We start from the raw sequence: 22,259 nt of genomic DNA on the forward strand, positions 1-22,259 counted from the left end.
TCACCCTGCAGCGGCGGGCAAACCATATTCGGTTTGCCCGCCGCTGCTGTCTTAAGCTGGGAAGATGAACACCATTCATTCGCGCAAGCTCATCTTGATGCGCCATGCCAAGGCCGACTATCCCCTCGGCGTTGCCGATCACGAACGGCCGCTGGCCGCCCGCGGACACCGCGAGGCGCCCTCGGCCGGCGCATGGCTGGTGGAAAATGACCTGATACCGGACTACATCTTGTGCTCGGATGCCCTGCGGGCGCGCTCCACCTGCGCGTGGGTGCTATCGGAGCTGGGGGAGAAGGGGCCTACGCCCTATGTGGATTCGCGGATCTATGGCGCGGGCGTCGCGCAGCTGTGCTCCATCATCAATGAGGTCCCCGAAACCGTAAGCAACCTGCTGGTGATCGGGCACCAGCCGATCCTCCAGGAGCTGGCCCTGAGGCTGGCCTCGGTCGACTCCGACGAGGAAGCCGTTTACGAGCTGGCGATGAACTATCCGACCCTGGGAACAGCTGTGCTGGAAACCAGCCATCCGTATTCCCACCTGGATGCTCGCGACGCTAGGGTGACGCATTTCCTCGCCCCACGGCCCGCATGAGAGAACTCTCACCGAGTTTTTTCTTATGCACTAGTCAAACTGCGTTATTCGGATGAGCTGGGGTTATGAGAAGGAGATGAAAACCCTCTCATCGATTGCCCCGGAAGACCTCAGGGGTAGTTCATCTTCGGTTAACCATCCCTCGCTTCACTGAGAACCGTTGGCGCCACAGCCAACGCCGGAACACCACCAGGTGCCCCGGGTCTTGTGTGAAAGAGGAATGGGACCATGGCCGTCATCGCAGAATCACTTCCAGTTCAGAGCACCGCCGCGCGCAGCGAAGTGCAGGAGCATATCGACGCAGCTCGCGCCCGGGCCATCCGGGCCGCGTACACCACCCGTTTTGTCGCCGCCGAACTGCAGCGCAACCCGCAGGACTTCCAGATCGTGCGCCGGGCGCAGCTGGTTCCGGCACCCGGGGACGTCGTGATCGCCTCGGTGACCGAATTGGGCAAGCACACCCGGCTGCAGTCCCCGGTATCGCGCCGCCAGCTGCTGTTCGCCGGCCAGGAAATCATGGTCGCCTACGGCCACCGCTACGCGCCAGACCAGTTCCTCGCCCACGTGCCGGATGCTCTGGGGCCTTGCCAGCTGGTCGCCGGGGGAGGCGTGGCCAGCGAAGTGATCGAACAGCACGCATCCATCGACAAGGCCACCCAGCTTGAGCCGGTGGGCCTGCTGATGCGCCACGGCAAGGTGGTCAACCTCTCGGACTTCGCGCCGCTGGATATCAACAACGAATCGCCGCAGGCTGCGCAGCTCGGCGAGATGCGCCCGCCGGTGATCGCGGTGCTGGGAACATCGATGAATTCGGGCAAGTCCACCACCCTGGGCTGCCTGGTCAACGGGCTGGTCAATGGCGGGCTGAAGGTGGCTGCCGGGAAGGCCACCGGCACCGGCGCGGGCAACGACCCGGACCTGTTCACCGATGCCGGCGCGTTCAGCGTCTGCGACTTCACCGACTTCGGCTACCCGACCACTTACCGCCTGGACTATGAGACGGTGCGTTCGCTGCTGGTGGCGATGATCCGCGAACAGAGCGCCACCGGCGCCGACGCGGTGGTCATCGAGATCGCCGACGGGCTGTTCCAAGGCGAAACCGCGCGGCTGCTGGCCGATCCGATCTTTGCCGAGCACGTCGACCGCGTGCTCTTCAGCGCCCAGGATGCGCTCGGCGCGCAGGCCGGCGAGCGGATCCTGCTGGAAGCCGGGCTGGACCTCGCGGCCGTCAGCGGCGTGGTGACTGCTTCGCCGCTGGCTGCGCAGGAGGCCCAAGGCCAGCTGTCCACCCCGGTGATCGGCACCTTCGATCTGTGCCAGGCAGAGGTGGCCGCCAGCCTGCTGCCAGCCAAGCTGTGATGCCCTTGGCCCGGGACGAACGGCTGCCCCCGCTGTATGCGCCGGGACGCAGGAGGCTGCTGGCGGGCCTGCTGGGCCTGGGTATTCTCGCCGGACTGTTCTCGATCGCGGCCAGCTGGTTGATCGGGCAGCTGGCTGCCGGGTTCACGATGGCGGCGCTATGCTCGGTGATCGGGCTGGTTCTCGGTTTTTTTGCCGCGAAGTACCTCGAGCGGGTGCTGGCCGAGAAGCTGGGGCAGCACTATGTGGCGCAGCTGCGCCGCGGGCTGATCGCCCATGCGCTGCGCAGCGTGCGCGGTCCATCGGCCGGGATCACCATCGCCCGCTCCACCAACGATCTGTCCTCCATTCGCAACTGGATCGTGCAGGGCATGGTGCCACTGGTGGCGGGCAGTGCGCTGCTGCTGGTCAGCGGCATCGGGCTGTGGCTGCTGCATCCCCTGCTGGCGTCGAGCCTGGGGCTGACCCTGGTGATCGAAGCGGTATTCCTGCTGGGGCTGGCGGGCGGGACTTTCGCCAGCGCCAGGAGCCTGCGGCGGCACCGCGGATACCTGGCCGCCCGGATCTCGGACACCGTGGCGGCGCGGACCGCGATCACCTCTGGGGGCGGGGTTGACCGCGAAGTGGCGCGGGTGCAGGCGACGGCGCAGAAGGTGGTGGATGCTTCGGTGCACCGTGCCCGCTATGCCGGTGCCCTGCGCGCTTCGGCCTTGGCGGTGCCATTGCTGGGGACCGCGCTGGCGGTCGGGGCGTGTACGGTGGCGGGATTGCCGCATGCCGCGGTCGCGACGGCGCTGACGCTGATGGGGATCTGCGCCGGCAGCTTGGGCGAATGGGGCAAGGCGGTGGAGTACCGGCAGAATTACAAGGCCGGTCGCCGGATCATCGCGCCGCTGCTGGCCCAGGAGCAACAGTGGCCAGATGCCCAGCAGGCGCCGGCCAGCACCAGGAATGCCAAGGAGCTGATGGGGCAGGGCTCGACTGTGCGGATCCATCCGCCGCTCGATGGCCCAGAGGCCTTCCCGGTGCTGCGGGCCCAGCCCGGGGAACGCATCCAGCTGCTCGGCACGCCCGCTGCCTGCTCGGCCTTGCTGGCGGCCATTGCCACCGGAAGCTTCGCCCGGAGCGGCCCAGGGCAGGCGGGGGTGTGGATCGCCGAAGGACGCAGCGAGGATTTGCCGCCCACCGAACGGCGCAAGCTGGTGGGCGCGGCGCTGGAATCCATGGTGCCCGAGCGCGGAACCCTGGGCCGTGCATTGCGCTACCGCCATCCCGGTTCCGCCATGGACAAGGCGCTGCAATTGGCACAGCGCTGCGGACTGGATCTTCAGTCGCTGCCCGAGGCGGAGCAGACCAGGCTGCGCCGCGGCGGCGAACCGCTGGACCGCGGCCAGCAGGCGGCCTTGCTGGTGGCCCGCGCCCTGCTGCGCGAACCGCCGGTACTGGTGCTCGACGAACTGCTCACCCGATTGCCGGCCGACGGATACGCCTATGTTCTCGGGCGGTTGAACGGCTATCGGGGCGTGGTGGTCTGCTCTGGGCAGCTGCCGGGGCTGCAGGCGACTAGCGCGTGGCGCGCGGCCGGGTTGCCAGCAGCCCGTCAACGGTGAGCATGACGGCGTTGACGACCTGATCGCGCGCCAGATCCTCGCGCCGGGTGGCCCGCATCCGGGCGGTGAACAGGGCCGCGCCGAAAATTGTGGTGGCCACCGGCAGCTTGTCGGCCTCATCGAGGCGGACCAGGCGTTCGAGCACCTGCAGGAGCAGATCCGTCACCCGGCTGTGCAATGTCGTGGTCGTGGCGAGATCGGCGTGCAGCTGCTCCTGCATCCACAGCTGGACAAAGGCCGGGTAGCTGGCCACGAAGTCCATGGCGAATTCCACCATATGCTTCAGCGCCGCATAGGGGTGGGGCCCCGCGGCCACGCGAGCGAGCTCGTCCAGCAGCTTGTTCGCGCCAAAGTCGAGGATCTGGCTGATCAGCTCGTCCTTGGAACCGTAGTTGTAGTAGACGGTGCCCTTGGACACGCCGGCCGCCGCGGCGATCTGGTCCACCGATACGGCTTCCGGCGCACGGTGGCCCAATAGCGTCATGGCGGCCTCGAAAAGCCGTTCCTTGGAATCGGTGGCGCGCACTCGCTGGCGCTGGCTGGCGGGGTGGGTCATTCTTTCAGCTCCGGTTGCAGGGTCTTCAAGGTCCATGTCTTATTCTTGCGCACCGCCAGCATGCTCAACAGCAAACCGAGGACGGTGTAGGCCAGCAGGGAGGCGATGACCGTGGACATGACGCCCAGATCGGCACCGTAGACCAGGTGGCGCAGGCCGAGCACGACATTGCCCATCGGCAGGATCTGGTGCAGGAACTGCAATGGCTCGGGCAGGGTCTGCCAAGGGAAGGTGCCTCCGGCGGTGATCAGCTGCAGGACCATGAGCACCAGCACCAGGAACTTGCCGGCGGTGCCCAGCAGGGCGAAGAACCCCTGGATCAGGGCGCTGAAGCACAGCGCGGCGAGCACCAGCAGCAGCCAGGCCATCCACGGGTGCGCCGTGCTCAGGCCCAGGCCGAAGTGCACGGCCGCGTAGAGCAGGGTGGTTTGCACCACGGCGATCGCCGCGAAGGGCAGCCAGCCGCCGATCGAGATCTTCCAATTGCTGCCGTTGGAGAGCAGGGCGCGCTTGGTGATCGGGCGCATCACCTGGGTGAGGACCAGGACACCCATATAGGTCGCCAGGGTCATGAAGAACGGTGCCAGGCCGGCACCGTAGGACTGGGCAGCGGTCTGCTTGACGTTATCCAGGGCCACCGGGGAGCCGATCACGTCCGCCAGCTGGTCGCTGGTCTTCTCATCAGGGTTCGGGACTTCCTTGACGCCATCCTTCAGGCCGTTGGAGAGGTCGCCGGAGCCGTCCTCGAGCCGCTGCGCTCCATCGGAGAGGTCGCCCACGCCGTCGGAGAGCTGCACCAGGCCGGTGTGCAGCTGATCGCTGCCATCCACCAGGGAACCGGCGCCGTCATCGAGGGTCTTGGCGCCGTCGGCGGCCTGGGAGGTGCCGGCCAGCGCCGACTTCTCGCCATCGGCCAGCTTCCGGGCCCCGTCATCTGCGCTGTGCGCGCCGGCGGCAAGCTTGGCCGAGCCGTCCGCGGCGGTGGAAATGCCATCGACCAGGGCGGGAACTGCGGCATCCAGCTTCTTGGTGCCATCGGCCAGCGTGCCCAGGCCGCTGGCCAGCTGCTGATTGCCGTCGGCGACCTTTTCGGAACCGTCGGCCAGGGTGTGCAGTTGGGTCTGCAGTCCCGACAGGCCTGAGTTCACCTGCTTGACCTTGGCATCCAGGGCGTCGGGCACCGAGGAGCCCTCGACGCTTTGGCTGATGGTGGCCTTGATGGTCTTGGCCTGTTCCGGGGTCAGCGTGCCGTCGGCGACCAGCGCGTCCAGCTGGGCTTGGGAGTCGCTCTTGACCTTTTCCAGCTGCGCATCGGTGTCGGATTGCAGCTGTTTGATCACCGAGATCGCATCATCCGCCGTGCTGGCCAGCTGCGCGTTGCCGTCGGCGACCTGGCGCGAACCGGTGGCCAGCTGATCGGCGGCGTTCTTGGCGCTGTGCGCTCCATCGTTGAGCTTGCCCACCGAGCCAGGCAGCGAGGAGGTCTGCGATTGCATTCTCTGCAGGCCCTGATTGAGCTTGTCGGCGCCGGTGGCCAGCGCTCCGGTGCCCTCGGCCAGCGCATTGGCGCCGGTGCTGAGTTTCTTCTGCCCGGCCAGCAGGTCATCCAGGCCGCCGGAAAGCTGCGTGGTGCCGTCCTTGAGCTGGACGGTGCCATCGCTCAGATCGCTGCTGCCGTCCACCAATTTGGTCGTGCCGCCGGCGAGGGTGAGCACTCCATCGCCGAGGTTCAGGGTTCCGTCATAGAGCTTCTTGGCGCCGTCGGCGGCATCGCCCATGGAATCGTGGATATCCACAAATCCGGCGATCATGGCCGAGGCGGTTTCGGTCCCGACTTCTTCGGAGACCGAATTGCGCACCTCCGCGGCCAAGGTGCGGGCGAAGTTGGAGACCATGAAGTTGTTTGCGTCGTTTGTCAGCAGCTCGAGATTGGCCCGGTCGGCCTTCTTGAAGTCGCCGGGGGAGACCAGAGCCGCGGAGAAGTCATCGGGAAGCACCAGCGCGAAGGCGTACTCGCCGCTGGCTACCGCGTCTTCGGCTTCTTGGCGGGAGCCCAGATGGGCCCAGCTGAAGGTCCCGTCTTCTTCGAGGTTCTTCACCACGTCATCGCCGACCTGGGTGTCCTTGCCGTCCTTTTCCGCTCCGTCATCGAGGTTGACCACCGCGGCAGTGACCTTGTCCAGGTTGCCCTGCGGATCCCAGTTGGCGTACAGGTAGAGCGCGCCGTAGAGCAATGGCACGCACGTCAAAGCGATCAGCGCCAGCTTCGGCAGGGTGCCTCGGGTCATGCGCTTGAGTTCGGAGAGCGCAAGTTGCAAAGTCGTCATTAATTGTCCTTCGCTTCGCTGGTTTCAGCGGCAGGTTCTTCGCTGGCCGGCTGGTCGATGACCGGCACTTGGCTCGTCGGCTCTGGCAGATCAAGGTCCAGTTCTTCTTGCACGAAGCCGTCGAAACCGGTCTCTTCGGGGGTTTCTTCCTCGGGCTGTTCAGGCAGCGGGCCGAGGTAGCTGACCGGACCGTCCCAATCGCAGGGAATGCCGCTCACGATGGCGACCACTGCGAATTCGCGAGGGGAAGAGGCGAATTCGGTGAGCAGGTCCATCCACGACTCGTCGTGCAGATCGTGGCGGTCGGGGGAGTCGAGAACCAGCATCTGAACGTGCGGATTTTCGGCGGCCAGGAGCAACTGCAATTCCAGGCGGCGTGCTGGGTCAATGGCATCGACCCAATCCGCTGCCACGTCGTCAAAGCCATGTTCGCTGATCCACTTTTTGGTTCGCGGCTTGCGCCAAATAGGCCCGGGGATCAAAGCGAGGTCCTCGCCAACCACGTCGCGGACCTTCATATGGGATTCCGGCTCGTTCACCTGGGGGGAATCGAGCAGCGCGCTATGCCGGCGCAAGGTCTTCAGTGCCTCGGAATGGCCCCACGCTACCGTGCCGGAGGTGGGCTGCATGCGGCCGCTCAGCGCGAGGGCCAGAGCGGTACGCGAAATCTGCGGGTCGGCAACTACCAGGTGCACTTCGCCCCGCTGCACACTCAGGGAAGTGGGCGGCACTAGCTGTTCGTGGCGGCCTTTGACGGTGACTGAATCTGCAATAAGCACAACTACAGACTAATTGAACTGACCGGTCAGTTCAATTAGTGCGAATATTCCTTTAATCACCTCTAGACGTAAACCGCTTGATGCTTTTGGATTGTTCGTGGGGCGTGTAGAAAACCGCGGTGCGAAGTTCATTGGTAGTTCATCGAACTTTGATTACCTCGAGGCCTCATCAATCGTGGCGGCCCGACCGTCACGCAACGATCATCAGCTAGAGGGAAAATATGAGCAAGAGAAGAACTACTCGCATTACAGCGGTTCTGCTCGGCGGCGCCGTGGCTGTATCCAGCTTCTCGGTGGCCCAGGCGGACACAGTCGAAATCACCCCCATCGAACAGGTGCAGGGCACAGGCAGCAGCTCGCCATTGTCCGGCCAGCAAGTCACCGTGCAAGGCGTGGTCACCGGCGCCTATGCCGAGGGCGGGATCCGCGGTTTCTATGTGCAAAGCGAAGGCACCGGGGTGGAAGTTCCCACCTCAGGCAGCCCGGCAATTTTTGTTTATGCTCCTGACGAGGTCTCCTCGGTGCAGGTAGGCGACTTTGTCCAGGTCTCCGGAGCGGTCAGCGAATACTACGGGCTGACCCAGATCAAGGCCCAGGGCGTTCAGCAGCTAGCCGAGCCGGCCGAAAGCGTGAAGCCGTTGGCGATCTCCCTGCCTGGCGACGAGGCAGGACGCGAGCAGATCGAATCAATGCTCGTTGAGCCGCAAGGGGAGTTCACCGTCTCGGATAACTACTCGCTGAACCAGTACGGCGAATTGAGCCTGGCCCAGGGGACCAGCTCGATCCTGCCTGGCGAAAAGCTTCTGCGCCAGCCGACCGACGTTTTTGCTCCCGGAAGCTCCCAGGCCAAAGCGCTCGCTGAAGAAAATGCGCGGCGTGCGCTCGTGGTTGATGATGGTGCCACGTTGAATTTCAGCACCGCCAAGAACACCTCCGTTGCCTTGCCTTATATCGATGCCGAGCAGCGCGTGAGCGTCGGCGCCACGGCGACCTTCACCGGACCAATGATCCTGGACTACCGCTATGACCTGTGGCGCTTGCAGCCGCAGGGCCAGGTGATTGGCGCCCAGGACTCCGACATCGCGCTGAACTTCGAGCAGATCAGCAACGAGGCTCCCGAAGAAGTCGGGGGCAACCTCAGTGTCGGCAGTTTCAATGTCTTGAACTATTTCACCACCACCGGCGATCAGCTTGAGGGCTGCACTTATTACCGGGACCGTGAAGGCAACCCGCTGACCGTGAAGCAGGGCTGCGATGCCCGCGGCGCCGCCGATGCGATCAGCTTCGAGCGCCAGCAGTCCAAGATTGTTTCCGCGTTGAGCAAGTTCACTGCCGACGTGGTGGTCCTTGAGGAAATCGAGAACTCCGCACGCTTTGGACAGGATCGCGATGCAGCCCTCTCCCACCTGGTTGATCAGCTGAACGCTGTTGCCGGCGGCAAGGTGTGGCGCTTCGTTCCGAGCCCGGAAACCGTGCCAGCCGATGAAGATGTCATCCGCACTGCGATCATCTACCGCAATAAGGCGGTGAAGCCGATTGACGAATCGGTCATCTTGCGCGATGCCGCCTTCGATAATGCCCGCGACCCGCTGGGCCAGGCCTTCCAGAAAGTCGGCGGAAACCAGAACACCCGCTTTGTCGTAGTGGCCAACCACTTCAAGTCCAAGGGGTCCAACCCGAATGATGGTTCAGGCAATGCCGACTCCGGCGACGGCCAGGGCGCGTGGAATGCAGACCGTGTCGAGCAGGCGCGGGCATTGGTTCGATTCACCGAAGAGCTGAAGACCTCGCGTAACACGCAAAAGGTCCTGCTGGCCGGTGACTTCAACTCCTATGCCGCGGAAGATCCGATTCGCGTTCTGACCGAGGCCGGGTTCACCGATCTCGGTGCCAACGCCGATTCCCAGAGCTACGTCTACGACGGGCTCAGCGGCTCATTGGACCACATTCTGGCGTCCCCTGAGCTAGCTGCAAAGGTCACCGGACAGGACATCTGGAATATCAATGCGACCGAATCCGTGGGCTACGAGTACAGCCGGCATAACTACAACATCACCGATCTGTTCACCGCGAATCAGTACCGTTCTTCGGATCACGATCCGGTGCTGGTTGGACTGGAGCTGAATAAGAAGGGCTAGCTCCCGCAGGCGCTAACAGCCAGGCATGACTTCGCTGCTCGAAGACATGCCTGACTGTTATTTTTTGCCTGCAGGCGCTGTGGCCGTTGATCAAAACGGGTGCGGCAGGAATTAGGGGGTTGACAGGAAAGTTCCATCGTGGAGAATTGTTGAAGACGTTTCGTGAGAGCGCTCACAAAACGGTTAAGCGGAGCTGCTTTCATTGCCATGGCAAGCAGGGTTCAGGGATGGACCTATTATTTTTTGCCCCATTTTGAGAGCGCTCTCAAAATTCAGCAGTACCCACACTTGCACGAACTGAACTTGAATGGAGTCACCGTGAAATCTTCACGCACAACCCGGCTTGCCAAGGTAGTAGCACTGACCTCGAGCATCGCGCTGCTGGCTGCCGGATGCTCATCGGGAGCAAGCAAGGACGCTGCCCAGCCGGCCTCGGCCGATAACCCCGTCACCCTCACCGTTACCACCTTCGGCACCCAGGGACTGGATCCGCTGTACAAGCAGTACGAGAAGGACAACCCGGGTGTCACCATTGAAGCCACCAACATCGATACCGGCGGCAACGCTCTGACCGACTGGAAGACCAAGCAGGCAGCAGGCGCCGGGTTGCCAGATGTCCAAGCTGTGGAAGAAGGCTGGCTCGGCCAGGTCATGACCGTGTCCGACAGCTTCACCGACCTGAACGAATACGGCGCCAGCGACATCTCCGGCGACTGGGTGGACTGGAAAGTCAAGCAGGCCACCGACGCTGACGGACGAATCATTGGCTACGGCACCGACATCGGCCCGATGGGCCTGTGCTACAACAGCAAGCTCTTCAAGGCCGCCGGTTTGCCTAGTGATCGCGACAAGGTTGCCGAGCTCTTCGGCGGCGAAGACGCCACATGGGATGACTTCTTCTCGGTGGGCGAAGACTACGTGAAGAAGGCCGACAAGGCCTTCTACGACCAGTCCGGCTTCGTCTGGAACGCCATGGTGAACCAGCTTGACGAGGGCTACTACACAGCCGATGGCTCCTTGAATATCGACTCCAATGCCGAACTGCGCCAACGCTGGGACCAGCTCTCGGACGCCGCATCCAAGGGCCTGTCCTCCGGGCAGACCCAGTGGGACTGGGGCAAGGGCCAGGCCTTTGTCGATGGCTCCTTTGCCGTCATGCCATGCCCCGGCTGGATGCTGGGCAACGTCAAGGGCCAAGTTGAAGGTGCCGGCGGCAACGTTTCCGATGGCTGGGACTTCGCCGATGTCTTCCCGGGCGGACCGGCCAACTGGGGCGGCGCATTCCTGACCGTGCCAAGCACCTCCAAGCACCCCGCCGAGGCAGCGAAGCTGGCCCAGTACCTGACCAACGCCGCCTCCCAGGCCACCTCCTTCGAAGAGGCAGGCGCCTTCCCGAGCAACCTTGAAGCGCAGAAGTCCAAGGCTGTGACCGGCGAAAACGATCTGACCAAGTTCTTCAACGGCGCACCGATCGGCGAGATCCTCGGCCACCGCGCCGAAGGAGTGAAGGCCCAGTACAAGGGCGCAGATGATTCGGTGATCCAGGAGCAGGTCTTCGGACCGGCAACCATCGCCATTGACAAGGGCACCGACGGCGAAGCTGCGTGGAACAGCGCACTGTCAACGCTGCAGGAACTGGAAATCAAGTAAACGGATAGCCTCCACCGCCTTGTGCGGGCTAATCCCCGCACAAGGTGGCTGCAGTAGAAAAGACGACACTGATGAGCACCATGACACCTATGTCACGGCCGACAGAAAAGGCCGGAAAACCCAGCACGCCCACGGTTGAAAAGCTGGAGGAATCAAAAGCCGAGCGGGCCATGCGTCGCCGGCACCTGCGCGGACGGCTGGATTTCAAATTCTCGCCATACCTCTATATCTCCCCGTTCTTCGTCCTCTTCGCGCTGGTCGGACTGTTCCCGCTGATCTATACCTTCGTGGTGTCGATCAACGACTGGGAACTGCTCGGCGGCGCCGGCGACTGGGTGGGGCTGGATAATTACAAGGCCGAATTGGCCTCGCCGCTATTCTGGAATTCGCTGTTGAACACCTTCAGCATCTTCCTGCTCTCCGCCATCCCGCAGCTGGTTGTTGCGACCTTCATCGCGGCGATGCTGGACCAGAATATTCGGGCCAAGACCTTCTGGCGCATGAGCGTGCTGGTGCCATACGTAGTCACCCCGGTAGCCGTGACACTGATCTTCTCCACCGCTTTCGACGAAAAGTACGGGCTGATCAACAACCTGCTCGGTGCCTTGAACCTGGATACCATCGCATGGAAAACCGATGTGTTCCCCTCGCATATGGCCATTGCGACCATGGTGAACTGGCGCTGGACCGGGTACAACGCGCTGATCCTGCTCGCGGCCATGCAGGCGGTGCCGCGTGAGCTGCACGAATCGGCGGCCATCGACGGGGCCGGAGCGATTCGCCGATTCTTCTCCATCACCCTGCCCAGCATCCGCCCGACCATGATCTTCGTGATTATCACGGCGACCATCGGCGGCCTGCAGATCTTCACCGAACCCAAGCTCTTCAACCCCAGCAGCTCGGTCCCGGGCGGACCGGACCGGCAGTACCAGACCACCGTGCTGTACCTGTGGGATCTGGCCTTCAACCGCGGCGATTTCGGACGCGCCTCGGCCGTGGCCTGGATGCTGTTCCTGATCATCATCGTGATCGGCGTGATCAACTTCTTGATCTCCGGCACCATCGCCTCGTCATCGGACAAGCAAAAATCCCGCCGATTCGCTACCAGGAAGGGCAAAAAATGAACAACGCGACCTTGCAGCGGCCCGCCACACCCAAGCCGGTGCGCTTGGGGCGAGGCAAGAACTTCTCTGCCGATCGCCGTCCTGGATTCCTCACTTACGGCATCCTCTTGGCCTTCCTCATCGGCAGCACCTACCCGTTGTGGTACTCCTTCGTCATCGGTTCCTCCACTGGCGACGTGTTCTCCTCGGCGTGGCCACCGCTGCTGCCCGGCGGGCGGTTCTGGGTCAACGTGGCCGAGGTCTTCGATTCCGTCGACTTCTGGGCGGCGCTGGGCAACAGCCTGATCGTCTCCTCGGTCATCACCTTCTCGGTGGTCAGCTTCGCCACCCTGGCCGGCTACGCGTTTGCCAAGTTGCGCTTCCGCGGACGCCAGGGGTTGCTGGTCTTCGTGATCGCCACCCTGGCGGTGCCGACCCAGCTGGGCATCATCCCGATGTTCATGATGATGAAGCAGCTGGGCTGGACCGGGTCACTGGGAGCCATCATGATTCCGACCCTGGTCACCGCCTTCGGCGTCTTCTTCATGCGCCAGTACCTGGTGGACAACATCCCGGATGAGCTGATTGAAGCCGCCCGTGTTGACGGGGCCTCGATGATCGGGACCTTCTGGCATGTTGGCGTGCCGGCCGCCCGTCCGGCCATGGCGATCCTTTCGCTGTTCACCTTCATGACCGCGTGGACCGACTACCTGTGGCCGATGCTCGTCGCCCCGCAAACACCTACCCTGCAGGTGGCGCTGAGCCAGCTGCAATCTGCTCGATATGTCGACTACACCATTGTGATGGCTGGCGCCTTGATGGCCACGATCCCGCTGCTGTTACTCTTCGTCGTAGCAGGCAAACAACTTGTATCCGGAATTATGGCAGGAGCTGTAAAGGGCTAATGACTCACCACCTCTCTCAAGAATTCGCCTGGCCCAAGCATTTCCTGTTCGGCTCGGCCACCGCGGCGGCGCAAATCGAAGGCGCTGGCCACCTCTACGGCAAGGAAGACTCCGTTTGGGACGCCTTTGCCCGCAAGGTAGGGACCATTGCCGGGGGAGAAAACCTCGAAGTCGCGGTAGACCACTACCACCGCTATCGCGAAGATGTTCAGCTGATGCGCGAACTGGGTCTGGACTCCTACCGCTTCTCCACCAGCTGGGCCCGCATCGTGCCCGGCGGGCGCACGGTCAACGAGCAGGGCCTGGATTTCTATTCGCGTCTAGTCGATGAACTGCTCGAGAATGGCATCCTGCCCTGGCTGACCCTGTACCACTGGGATCTGCCGCAAGCGTTGGAAGAACGTGGCGGATGGACTAATCGCGAGACGGCCTACAAGTTTGTCGAGTATGCCGAGGCTGTGTACGCCAAGCTCGGCGACCGGGTGCAGCATTGGACCACCTTTAACGAGCCGCTCTGCTCGTCGCTGATCGGCTATGCCTCCGGCGAGCATGCGCCGGGACGCCAAGAACCCGAAGCGGCCTTGGCCGCCATGCACCATCAGCACTTGGCCCACGGCCTGGCGACCCAGCGGCTGCGGGAGCTTGGCGCCAAGGAACTGGGCATTACGCTCAACCTGACTAACGCTGTGCCAAACGACCCCACCGATCCAGCGGATCTGGAAGCCGCCCGCCGCATCGATGCGGTATGGAACCGCATGTACCTGGATCCGATCCTCAAGGGCAGCTATCCGCAGGACCTTTTGGAAGACGTAAGCCATTTGGGCCTGGCCGAGGTGATGCAGCCAGGGGATCTGCAGATCATTCACCAGCCGATCGACTTCCTGGGTGTGAACCACTACCACGATGACAATGTCTCTGGCCATCCACTGCCTGGAGGACAGCCACCTGCGGTGGTTCCCACCGACTCCGCGAAGTCATCGCCGTTCGTTGGCAGCGAGTATGTGACCTTTCCGGCTCGAGACCTGCCCCGAACCGCAATGGGCTGGGAAGTGAATCCCCAGGGATTGCGCGTGCTGTTGAACCGCTTGAAGAGTGACTATGAGAATCTTCCGGCGCTGTACATCACCGAAAATGGCGCTTCCTACACGGACGTGCTCAGCGAGGAGGGAACCATCGAGGATGAGGAGCGCCGCGAATACATCTTGAACCATCTTGATGAAGTTGCCCGATCCCTCGAAGATGGCGTGGATGTGCGCGGCTATTTCGTCTGGTCGCTGCTGGATAATTTCGAATGGGCCTGGGGCTATGACAAGCGCTTTGGCATCATCTACGTTGATTACCAGACCCAAGAACGAATCATTAAGAATAGCGGTCGCGCTTACGCGGGCCTGATCGCCGCCAATCGTACAATGGCTTAACACCTGAGCATGATGGTCCGCAGGCCCATAAGGGGTCGCTGCGGGCCATCTTGCTTGCTTGGCTGATCAACAAACTCCCAGGATCTAGGCGCAGACGAATGAGCACGCAAGAACCACGCAAGCCGCAGGCAACACTGGAATTGGTGGCGCAGAGGGCGGGCGTATCTCGCGCCACGGTCTCGAGAGTGGTCAATGGCTCGGATCGCGTCAAGCCGGAGGCCAGGAAAGCGGTGGAACAGGCGATCCGCGAACTCAATTATGTTCCCAACCGGGCTGCTCGTTCCTTGGCACAGGGAAGAACTAACTCGATTGCGCTGGTAGTCCCGGAAAACACCGCGAAGTTCTTCGCTGACCCCTATTTCGCCAAGGTCGTCCAGGGCGCAGCGCAGTACGTGGCGGGCACCGAATTCATGCTGACCTTGCTGCTTTCCACCGAATCCGACCCGGCAAAAACCACTCGTTATCTCCAGGGCGGAAACGTTGACGGCGCCCTGGTCCTGTCGCACCATGCGGCCGACAGGTCTTATGCAGATCTGGGATCCCTGCTCCCAATGGTTTACGGCGGACGCACCATGAGCACCGACCAGAATGAAATCTACGTTGTCGACATCGATAATATTGCGGCCGCGCGCCAGGCAACCGAGGTCATCATTGCCCGGGGCCGGACCAAGCTGGCAATGATTGCCGGCCCTCAGGATATGGGTGCTGGGTTGGACCGCCTGACCGGATTCCAGCAAGCCGTTCGAAACGCTGGCCTTGAATCTGTGGCAGTCGAAATCGGAGATTTCACGCCAGCGAGCGGGCATCAGATCATGCAGCAGCTGATCGGGAACAATGTGGACTTTGACGGGCTGTTCACCGCCAGCGCCCAGATGGGTTTTGGCGCGCTGCAGGCCCTGGCCGAGGCAGGAATCAAAGTGCCCGAGGACGTGTCGGTGACAGCTGTGGATGACGACTCATTTGCGCGTAGCTCCACTCCACCGCTAACCACCATTGCGCAATTCCCTGAACGCCAGGGGGAGATCATGGCTGAACTGCTGATCAAGCGGATTCAAGGTGCGCAGGTGCCTGAATGGAGCATTACGGACACCCAGCTGGTGCTGCGCGACTCGCATTAGCAAGGACATCGATTTCGGTGAGAACACAAAAAAATTCCCACTCGAGTGAGCGGGAATTTTTAATTTGTGCGCCCAAAGGGATTCGAACCCCTGACCTTCTGTTCCGTAGACAGACGCTCTATCCAGCTGAGCTATGGGCGCATATTTATTTGTTGTCGCCTTGACGACTTGAATAACTTTACACGAGTTTAAGTCGGAGCAAAAACCAAAATAGGCAAAAGTGCCGTGATTCACAAAATATCTAGTGGAACGTGTATTGCTGTCATGACCCAGGTCGAATTTCGGGGCGGGTGATGTTCAAAGGTCAGCTATGCAAGATGGCTTGGTAAAGGTTGTGGTCCTGCCAGCGGCCGGCGATCTTGAGGTATTTCGGTGCCATGCCGATCTGGGTGAAGTCGTTGTTGAGCAGTACTCGCTGCGAGGCGTGATTATCAACCAGGGTGCTGGCTTCGATCCGGTGCAGGCTGAGATGTTCAGCTGCTTCGGCAAGTAGTGCGGCGACCGCGCGTGAAGCCAATCCTTGGCCGGTGCTTTCATGATCGACCCAGTAGCCGAGGCTCGCGCTTTGAAAGGCGCCGCGAACCACGGAAGCGATGTTAAAGCGTCCAATTAAAACGTCTTCGCGGAACAATCCGTAGGGGTACGCAAGACCTTGGGAGCTGGCTGCCAGGACCTGTGAAATATTCTGAGCCTGCCACGCTTCGGTGAAAAACACCTCGGCGCGTTCTGGTTCCCACCGCTTCAGGTGCTCCCTGTTGCGCTGGTAGGAATGCGCGAGTTGAGGGGCGTCACTGATGGCGAGCAGCCGAAGGGCGGTGTCTGAGTCAACGGGTAGCTGGCGCATGAACAACTCCTGAGGAACAAAAAATTCCCACTCAAGTGAGTGGGAATTTTCAATTTGTGCGCCCAAAGGGATTCGAACCCCTGACCTTCTGTTCCGTAGACAGACGCTCTATCCAGCTGAGCTATGGGCGCATATTCTTTTGTTGATCCGTTCTCACGAACCTCGAATTACTATACAGGTCGTTTTAGGCATGTACAAATCGACGGGCAAAGCTACCGCGCCCAGATGAACAAAAGGTTATGTGAAGCAAGCAAAAGGGTACCGGTATACGTGACCTTCGTCACATATTGCTGTATTTTGGTTCGATGTCTCCCGCGGAATTTCGGTAATTTTGAACAATTCGCTGTGGGGGAGCGGGAGTTCTGAGGCCTCAATCACACAGATCCCGCCGCACGCTCCCCATAGCCTTGATTCATTGCTAGTTGAGCCCAATGGAGGGAACAAATAATGAGCACGAGCTCGGATCAGACCGTAATCGACGCAGCGGCGACTTCGCACAAGGGGTTGGCAAGCTGGGTTGAAGAAGTGGCCGCACTGACGAAGCCGGATCGTGTTTATTGGGTAGACGGATCAGCTGAAGAAGCCGATCGACTGACCGAAGAGTTGGTTAAAGCTGGAACGCTCGTCAAGCTGACCGATCCCAACTTCCCTAATTCCTACGCCGGTTTCTCGGACCCCAAGGACGTTGCGCGTGTAGAAGAGCGCACTTTCATCTGCTCGAAGAAGAAGGAAGACGCCGGCTTCACCAATAACTGGGAAGACCCGGACAAGATGAAATCCATGCTCAATGGGCTGTTTGACGGTTCGATGCGCGGACGCACCATGTACGTGATCCCATTTGTCATGGGGCCGCTGGACGCGGAAACTCCTGCCTACGGTGTGGAAATTACCGACTCCGCCTACGTGGTCGCGTCCATGCGCATCATGGCCAAGATCGGCACCGAGGTCCTGCGCAAGATGGAAGCTGAAAACGCCTTCTTCGTGCCAGCCTTGCACTCAGTGGGTGCACCGCTCAAGCCGGGCCAGGAAGACGTGGCGTGGCCATGCAATGAGAACAAGTGGATCGTGCACTTCCCGGAAGAGCGCTCCATCATGTCTTACGGTTCGGGCTACGGTGGCAACGCGCTGCTGGGCAAGAAGTGCTACTCGCTGCGTATCGCTTCGGCGATGGCCCGCGACGAGGGCTGGCTCGCAGAGCACATGCTCATCCTGAAGCTGACCAGCCCGCAGAACAAGGCATACCACATTGCCGCGGCCTTCCCATCGGCCTGCGGCAAGACCAACCTGGCGCTGCTGGACCCGACCATCGAAGGCTGGAAGGCCGAGACCCTGGGCGATGACATCAACTGGATGCGCATCGGCAAGGACGGCGAGCTGCGTGGCGTCAACCCAGAATACGGCCTGTTCGGCGTAGCGCCGGGCACCGGCTGGTCCACCAACCCGAACGCGATGCGCGCCATCGCCAAGGGCAACAACATCTTCACCAACGTGGCACTGACCGACGAAGGTGGCGTGTGGTGGGAAGGCATGACCGACGAGACCCCGGCGCACCTGACCGACTGGTTGGGCAATGACTGGACTCCAGAGTCAGGACGTCCGGCAGCGCATCCGAACTCGCGCTTCTGCACCCCAATCTCGCAGGTCGACATGCTGTCCGAGGACTACTACTCGCCTAACGGCGTGAAGATCGACGCGATCCTGTTCGGTGGCCGCCGCAAGACCACCATCCCATTGGTGACCGAAGCACGCAGCTGGACCAACGGCATCTTCATGGGTTCCACGTTGTCCTCGGAAACCACCGCTGCGGCTGCTGGCGCCACCGGCGTGATCCGCCGCGACCCAATGGCAATGCTGCCGTTCATCGGCTACAACGCTGGCGACTACCTGAACCACTGGGACAACATCTCGGCCAAGCTCAACCCGGAGCAGATGCCCAAGATCTTCCTGGTCAACTGGTTCCGCCGCACCGCCGATGGTGGCTTCGCATGGCCGGGCTTCGGCGACAACTCGCGTGTGCTCAAGTGGGCCATCGAGCGCATCGAAGGCACTGCGGACGCCAGGGAGACCATCATCGGCAACGTGCCAACCGGCGAATCGCTGGACCTGACCGGTCTGGAAGGATTCACCCCGGCCGACGTCGAGGTCGCGGTGGCCGTCGACAAGGATGAATGGGCCACCGAAGTCGAGGGCATCGAAGAATGGTACGCCAATTTCGGCGACGCTTTGCCAGCATCGCTGCGTGCCGAGCTGGACGGCCTCAAGGAACGACTGAGCGCCTAGCTCTAGGCGCCGATCAACCAGCGCCGCATGGCTCCCTGATCCTGTAAATCCAGGATCAGGGAGCCATTTGCGTAATGGTCACAATCCGGGCACAGTTTTCCCACGCCGGTCAAAAGTGGGTGCAAAATCAACTAACTGTGAAAAGATAAGCCTATGGTTTTGGCACGATTGATTCTCGGGCTGCTGTGCTTGTCGCCGATGACCGGCTACGAGCTCAAAAAGCATTTTGACTCCTCTATTAACCACTTCTGGAACGCGGACAAGGCGCAGATCTACCGCACCTTGGCCCAGCTGGTTGATAAAGGGTACGCCACAGTGCGCACGGTAGCGCAGAGCAACTACCCTGACCGCCAGGAACATCACATCACCGACGCCGGACGCGAAGTGCTCACCGGTTGGCTTTCGGCCGGGGCCGCGCAGTCCCCGGAACGCGATCCCTTCATGGGCCAGGTGTTTTTCGCGGCCGAATTGGAACGCGGAGACATCGAGGAGCTGCTGGTGCAACGTCGAGAAGCCACGCAGTTCATCCTCGATGACTATCTCTCCCAACGCGAAGGCATCGACATGCGCGCGGCCGCCGACCGCAGGAGCTTCCTGATGGCCGCCACCCTTGACCATGCCATCCGACAACAAGCCGCCGAGCTGGAGTGGCTCGACGCGGTATTGGAGTATCTGCCATGACTTCTTCCAAGGATTCTGCGGCCAAGCCAGCCCAGGGCGCGGTGCGCGACGCCACCGACTACCCGGAAGTGCATCCAGGCCGGGCTGCCGCCGGTCAACGCCAGGCGCAGACGCTGGTCTTCCTGCACGGCGGCAATGTGGGGAACTGGAGCTGGGATCCGCAGGTGCTCGCTTTCGGGGACTTCAATATCCTGACGCTGCACCTGCCGGCCTTCGGTGCCCGCTTCGAGGAAACCTGGGATGGGTTGGAATCCGCGGCCGATGACGTGGCGGCCTTGATCGCCGACGAAGTCTCCGAGGGCGGCGTGCACCTGGTCGGCATTTCGCTGGGCGGAGTCATCGCGCTGCATGTGGCCGCGCGGCACCCTGAACTGGTGGAATCGATGCTGATCACCGGCACTCCGGTGGCCGGCGCCAGCGCTGGGGCACGCGCTGTTCATCGGATGCAGCTGAAGCTGATTGGCAGTGAGTGGTATTGGCGTTTCCAGGCCGGCGCCTATGGCATGGTCGACGACGAACGCGAGCTGTTCACCGAACATGGGGTCAAGCTCAAGGCCCAGAATATGCGCGCCATCATGGACGAACTGGACTCCGGCGGGCTGCCCGAGCATCTTGAATCCTACCAAGGCCCGTTGCTCGCACTGGTAGGCGCCAAGGAACCCAAGCTAGTGCAAAAATCCTTTGCGGCGTTGCGCGACAGGGTTCCGCAGGCGATCACCCGGGCAGTACCGGGAATGCACCACCAATGGAATATCGAGAATCCTATTCTGTTCAACTCGGTGCTGCGTCGGTGGATTACCGATGGAGGGATTCATCAGGTTCTTGTAGAACTCTAGGCGCACAGGCCCCTGCCGAACGAAAGACCCGCGCATCTGCGGGCCTCGCTGCCCGGTCGGGGAGTCAGTCCCAGCGCGGTGCGCAATTTGCCGTGCCGCTGAATAGCGCTCGGGGGCGGTTCAGGCGAAACACGGGACGTTGCGAGGCGGGGCATGGCTGGATGGCCCTGCCCGCGCGGGGTGCGGCCGGCGGGAATCCAGCGGGCGTGAACCCGCAACGGGGTGCAGGCGGATCGTGGCCATCGGCCTGCACCCAGATCAGGCAGCGTATATACGCTAGGCAGCTAGCCAGACGTCCGGACCGAAAACCTCATAGTGGATGCGTGCGGCTGGAATCCCGGCGGCCAGTGCCTGGTTGCGCACGGCGTGCATGAAGGGCAACGGACCGCACAGATAGACGATGCTGTCTTCTTCCAGCGCATCGGCCAGGTCCATGTAGCCCTGCTTGGCGTTCAAGCCCTCGGGTAGCGCACCGCGTTCGAACCACGTGGCGATGCTGGCCTGGGGCAATTTGGCGACAGATTCAATCATCTGATCGCGCAGCGGCCAGGCCTCGAATTCCTGATCCGCGTGCAATACGCGGATCTTGCGCTCGGAAGCGCGGGCAACGAGGTTTTGCAGCGCGGCCGCACTCGGGGTGCATCCGATGCCGGCGGTGGCGATGACCAGCGGGGCGCCATCATCGTCGATGACGAGGTCGCCATACGGATTGGACAGTTCGACCACATCACCGATCTGCATATTATGATGCAGCACCGGGGAGAACTCCCCGTCTGCATCGAGCTTGACGGTCACGGTGCGGCGGTCGATCTGGTCGACATCATTGCTCAAGGTGTACTGGCGGACTTGGCGGATGCCGTCAGGCATTGCCAGGCGCAGCGAGACAAACTGCCCGGGCTTGGCCACTGTTGCAGGGGTTGCGTCGGCAGGGACAAAGCTGAACGTCACCGAGTCCAGGCCGGTGGGCGTGCGGTCCGCAAGAATCCAGGGGGTATAGACCTCGCTATTTGCCTGTCGCGCGTACAAGCCCTTTTCGATCTTGATCAGTGCATGGGCCATCAACCAGTAGACCTCCGTCCACGCCTCGGCGATTTGGGGGGTGAGCGCCTCGCCCAGGTCTTCGGCGATGGCAGCGAATAGGTGCTCGTACACAACCGAATATTGTTCCTCGGCGACGCCCAATGACGTATGTTTGTGGGCGATGCGGGACAGCATTGTTTCCGGGGTAGTTTCCGGGTGCTTGATCAGATGCGTGGCGAAGACCGCAATGGAGCCAGCCAAGGCCTGCTGCTGGGTTCCATTCTTTTGATTCGAACGGGAAAAAGTGCCATCCAGCAGCTCGGGGTGCGCAGCGAAAAGGCGGTTGTAGAACTTCGGCGTGATGCTGGAAATCCGATCCGCGATGATCGGCAGGGTCGCTTCGATGACTGGGCGGGCTGTGGTCGACAGCATGGGGTATCTCCTTCAGCAGGGTGGTTATCTTGCATTTGAAATGCAAGATTTATACTTCAGTTCTACGCCTTGTAGAAAGAGATTTCAAATCAGGAGTTGCAGCCAGGCGCGCCTGTGATGGGATTCACTCCGAGGATGCTGACGAGGGAGCCGCGCGGCGTAGGCCGGGGAATGGCAGTGCAGCAATCGCTGGGGAGTTGGAGCAAATCTCGCGGATGGTCAACGGGTCGAGCGCTGCGTAAAAGGCTTCACGGGCCTGGCGCAGTGCCGAACGCAGCCGGCATCCGCCGGAAAGCGGGCAATTCCCGCTTCCATCGATATCCGTGCAGTCGACGACGTCGTCCCGCTTATCAAGCTGCCTCAACAAGGCGCCCAGGGATGTCTCCAGACCCTGGGCGGTCATGGCGGCGCCGCCGTTGCGCCCGCGAGAGACATTCAAGATCCCCAGCGTGCGCAGTTCCAGCACGGCTTTGGTCACATGATTATAGGGAACGTCGACCAGGCCCGAGATTTCACGGCTGGTCAGCTGGTCCACTCCAGGAGCGCCCAGCACCATAAGAGTCCGTAGGCAAACGTCGGCGAAGGCACTGAGTTTCATGGCTCCTACTCTA

At 61.8% G+C, this 22,259-nt stretch carries 18 protein-coding genes and 2 tRNA genes; 12 read left to right on the forward strand and 8 right to left on the reverse strand.

The window, feature by feature from the left end; genetic code table 11:
* Positions 1-64: 64 nt before the first annotated feature.
* The 3 genes from OF385_RS02400 to OF385_RS02410 all read left to right on the forward strand — a co-directional run bounded on the left by OF385_RS02400 (position 65) and on the right by OF385_RS02410 (position 3,561).
* Positions 65-592 carry a SixA phosphatase family protein gene (locus OF385_RS02400; RefSeq protein WP_264276819.1) on the forward strand — a complete coding sequence of 176 codons (528 nt, stop codon included), beginning with the start codon at positions 65-67 and terminating at the stop codon, positions 590-592.
* Positions 593-820: 228 nt separating this feature from the next.
* A complete protein-coding gene (locus OF385_RS02405) occupies positions 821-1,951 on the forward strand; it encodes a DUF1611 domain-containing protein (protein ID WP_264276820.1) in 1,131 nt (376 codons plus the stop codon).
* Positions 1,906-3,561 carry an ABC transporter ATP-binding protein gene (locus OF385_RS02410; protein ID WP_264276821.1) on the forward strand — a complete coding sequence of 552 codons (1,656 nt, stop codon included), beginning with the start codon at positions 1,906-1,908 and terminating at the stop codon, positions 3,559-3,561. Before OF385_RS02405 ends, OF385_RS02410 begins: the two co-directional genes overlap by 46 nt.
* On the opposite strand, the gene OF385_RS02415 is transcribed toward OF385_RS02410, so the two are convergent.
* From OF385_RS02415 to OF385_RS02425, 3 genes are read right to left on the reverse strand one after another with little or no spacing between them, the layout of a single operon-like run.
* Positions 3,515-4,117: a TetR/AcrR family transcriptional regulator gene (locus tag OF385_RS02415; protein ID WP_264276822.1), complete on the reverse strand. Its 603-nt coding sequence runs from the start codon at positions 4,115-4,117 to the stop codon at positions 3,515-3,517. The genes OF385_RS02410 and OF385_RS02415 overlap by 47 nt on opposite strands.
* On the reverse strand, positions 4,114-6,444 hold the full coding sequence (locus OF385_RS02420; RefSeq protein ID WP_264276823.1) for a YhgE/Pip domain-containing protein: 2,331 nt from the start codon (positions 6,442-6,444) through the stop codon (positions 4,114-4,116). Before OF385_RS02420 ends, OF385_RS02415 begins: the two co-directional genes overlap by 4 nt.
* Positions 6,444-7,223: an ABC transporter ATP-binding protein gene (locus OF385_RS02425; protein WP_264276824.1), complete on the reverse strand. Its 780-nt coding sequence runs from the start codon at positions 7,221-7,223 to the stop codon at positions 6,444-6,446. Before OF385_RS02425 ends, OF385_RS02420 begins: the two co-directional genes overlap by 1 nt.
* Before the next feature lie 221 nt (positions 7,224-7,444).
* On the opposite strand from OF385_RS02425, the gene OF385_RS02430 reads away from it, so the two are divergent.
* From OF385_RS02430 to OF385_RS02455, 6 genes are all read left to right on the forward strand, one after another.
* On the forward strand, positions 7,445-9,361 hold the full coding sequence (locus tag OF385_RS02430) for an ExeM/NucH family extracellular endonuclease (RefSeq protein ID WP_264276825.1): 1,917 nt from the start codon (positions 7,445-7,447) through the stop codon (positions 9,359-9,361).
* A gap of 318 nt (positions 9,362-9,679) precedes the next feature.
* Positions 9,680-11,011, forward strand: a complete 1,332-nt coding sequence (locus OF385_RS02435; RefSeq protein WP_264276826.1) for an ABC transporter substrate-binding protein — start codon at positions 9,680-9,682, stop codon at positions 11,009-11,011.
* Positions 11,012-11,181: 170 nt separating this feature from the next.
* Positions 11,182-12,135, forward strand: a complete 954-nt coding sequence (locus OF385_RS02440; protein ID WP_264277841.1) for a carbohydrate ABC transporter permease — start codon at positions 11,182-11,184, stop codon at positions 12,133-12,135.
* Positions 12,132-13,019, forward strand: a complete 888-nt coding sequence (locus OF385_RS02445) for a carbohydrate ABC transporter permease (protein ID WP_264276827.1) — start codon at positions 12,132-12,134, stop codon at positions 13,017-13,019. The genes OF385_RS02440 and OF385_RS02445 overlap by 4 nt, the downstream gene beginning before the upstream one ends.
* Positions 13,019-14,437 carry a GH1 family beta-glucosidase gene (locus OF385_RS02450; protein WP_264276828.1) on the forward strand — a complete coding sequence of 473 codons (1,419 nt, stop codon included), beginning with the start codon at positions 13,019-13,021 and terminating at the stop codon, positions 14,435-14,437. Before OF385_RS02445 ends, OF385_RS02450 begins: the two co-directional genes overlap by 1 nt.
* Positions 14,438-14,535: 98 nt before the next feature.
* Positions 14,536-15,555 carry a LacI family DNA-binding transcriptional regulator gene (locus OF385_RS02455; RefSeq protein ID WP_264276829.1) on the forward strand — a complete coding sequence of 340 codons (1,020 nt, stop codon included), beginning with the start codon at positions 14,536-14,538 and terminating at the stop codon, positions 15,553-15,555.
* A gap of 67 nt (positions 15,556-15,622) precedes the next feature.
* Here the strand turns inward: OF385_RS02455 and OF385_RS02460 are convergent.
* The 3 genes from OF385_RS02460 to OF385_RS02470 all read right to left on the reverse strand — a co-directional run bounded on the left by OF385_RS02460 (position 15,623) and on the right by OF385_RS02470 (position 16,530).
* A tRNA-Arg gene (locus OF385_RS02460) sits at positions 15,623-15,696 on the reverse strand.
* A 163-nt stretch (positions 15,697-15,859) separates the two neighbouring features.
* The gene (locus tag OF385_RS02465; RefSeq protein WP_264276830.1) at positions 15,860-16,399 is read right to left on the reverse strand and encodes a GNAT family N-acetyltransferase; all 540 of its coding nucleotides are present in this window, start codon (positions 16,397-16,399) and stop codon (positions 15,860-15,862) included.
* A 57-nt stretch (positions 16,400-16,456) separates the two neighbouring features.
* Positions 16,457-16,530 (reverse strand) — tRNA-Arg (locus tag OF385_RS02470).
* A gap of 316 nt (positions 16,531-16,846) precedes the next feature.
* Here OF385_RS02470 and OF385_RS02475 point away from each other — a divergent pair.
* The 3 genes from OF385_RS02475 to OF385_RS02485 all read left to right on the forward strand — a co-directional run bounded on the left by OF385_RS02475 (position 16,847) and on the right by OF385_RS02485 (position 20,196).
* Complete coding sequence (locus OF385_RS02475) at positions 16,847-18,679, forward strand: phosphoenolpyruvate carboxykinase (GTP) (protein ID WP_264276831.1); 1,833 nt, start codon at positions 16,847-16,849, stop codon at positions 18,677-18,679.
* 153 nt (positions 18,680-18,832) lie between these two features.
* Positions 18,833-19,360: a PadR family transcriptional regulator gene (locus OF385_RS02480; RefSeq protein ID WP_264276832.1), complete on the forward strand. Its 528-nt coding sequence runs from the start codon at positions 18,833-18,835 to the stop codon at positions 19,358-19,360.
* Positions 19,357-20,196 (forward strand): alpha/beta fold hydrolase, encoded by an 840-nt coding sequence (locus tag OF385_RS02485; protein ID WP_264276833.1) that lies wholly within the window; start codon positions 19,357-19,359, stop codon positions 20,194-20,196. Before OF385_RS02480 ends, OF385_RS02485 begins: the two co-directional genes overlap by 4 nt.
* 276 nt (positions 20,197-20,472) lie before the next feature.
* Here OF385_RS02485 and OF385_RS02490 read toward each other — a convergent pair whose 3' ends face one another.
* Together OF385_RS02490 and OF385_RS02495 are read right to left on the reverse strand one after the other, a co-directional pair.
* Complete coding sequence (locus OF385_RS02490; RefSeq protein ID WP_264276834.1) at positions 20,473-21,648, reverse strand: globin domain-containing protein; 1,176 nt, start codon at positions 21,646-21,648, stop codon at positions 20,473-20,475.
* A 124-nt stretch (positions 21,649-21,772) separates the two neighbouring features.
* The gene (locus OF385_RS02495; protein WP_264276835.1) at positions 21,773-22,246 is read right to left on the reverse strand and encodes an RrF2 family transcriptional regulator; all 474 of its coding nucleotides are present in this window, start codon (positions 22,244-22,246) and stop codon (positions 21,773-21,775) included.
* Positions 22,247-22,259: the final 13 nt, after the last annotated feature.

Origin of the sequence: Glutamicibacter sp. JL.03c, from assembly GCF_025854375.1 — a bacterium.
In the GTDB taxonomy this organism is placed as follows: Bacteria; Actinomycetota; Actinomycetes; order Actinomycetales; family Micrococcaceae; genus Glutamicibacter.

Excerpts from the sequence above, each read along its gene's own strand:
- OF385_RS02400 (WP_264276819.1), top strand. The coding sequence starts at position 65 with ATGAACACCATTCATTCGCGCAAGCTCATCTTGATGCGCCATGCCAAG.
- OF385_RS02405 (WP_264276820.1), top strand. The coding sequence starts at position 821 with ATGGCCGTCATCGCAGAATCACTTCCAGTTCAGAGCACCGCCGCGCGC.
- OF385_RS02415 (WP_264276822.1), bottom strand. The coding sequence starts at position 4,117 with ATGACCCACCCCGCCAGCCAGCGCCAGCGAGTGCGCGCCACCGATTCC.
- OF385_RS02420 (WP_264276823.1), bottom strand. The coding sequence starts at position 6,444 with ATGACGACTTTGCAACTTGCGCTCTCCGAACTCAAGCGCATGACCCGA.
- OF385_RS02430 (WP_264276825.1), top strand. The coding sequence starts at position 7,445 with ATGAGCAAGAGAAGAACTACTCGCATTACAGCGGTTCTGCTCGGCGGC.
- OF385_RS02440 (WP_264277841.1), top strand. The coding sequence starts at position 11,182 with ATGCGTCGCCGGCACCTGCGCGGACGGCTGGATTTCAAATTCTCGCCA.
- OF385_RS02445 (WP_264276827.1), top strand. The coding sequence starts at position 12,132 with ATGAACAACGCGACCTTGCAGCGGCCCGCCACACCCAAGCCGGTGCGC.
- OF385_RS02450 (WP_264276828.1), top strand. The coding sequence starts at position 13,019 with ATGACTCACCACCTCTCTCAAGAATTCGCCTGGCCCAAGCATTTCCTG.
- OF385_RS02455 (WP_264276829.1), top strand. The coding sequence starts at position 14,536 with ATGAGCACGCAAGAACCACGCAAGCCGCAGGCAACACTGGAATTGGTG.
- OF385_RS02465 (WP_264276830.1), bottom strand. The coding sequence starts at position 16,399 with ATGCGCCAGCTACCCGTTGACTCAGACACCGCCCTTCGGCTGCTCGCC.
- OF385_RS02475 (WP_264276831.1), top strand. The coding sequence starts at position 16,847 with ATGAGCACGAGCTCGGATCAGACCGTAATCGACGCAGCGGCGACTTCG.
- OF385_RS02480 (WP_264276832.1), top strand. The coding sequence starts at position 18,833 with ATGGTTTTGGCACGATTGATTCTCGGGCTGCTGTGCTTGTCGCCGATG.
- OF385_RS02485 (WP_264276833.1), top strand. The coding sequence starts at position 19,357 with ATGACTTCTTCCAAGGATTCTGCGGCCAAGCCAGCCCAGGGCGCGGTG.
- OF385_RS02490 (WP_264276834.1), bottom strand. The coding sequence starts at position 21,648 with ATGCTGTCGACCACAGCCCGCCCAGTCATCGAAGCGACCCTGCCGATC.
- OF385_RS02495 (WP_264276835.1), bottom strand. The coding sequence starts at position 22,246 with ATGAAACTCAGTGCCTTCGCCGACGTTTGCCTACGGACTCTTATGGTG.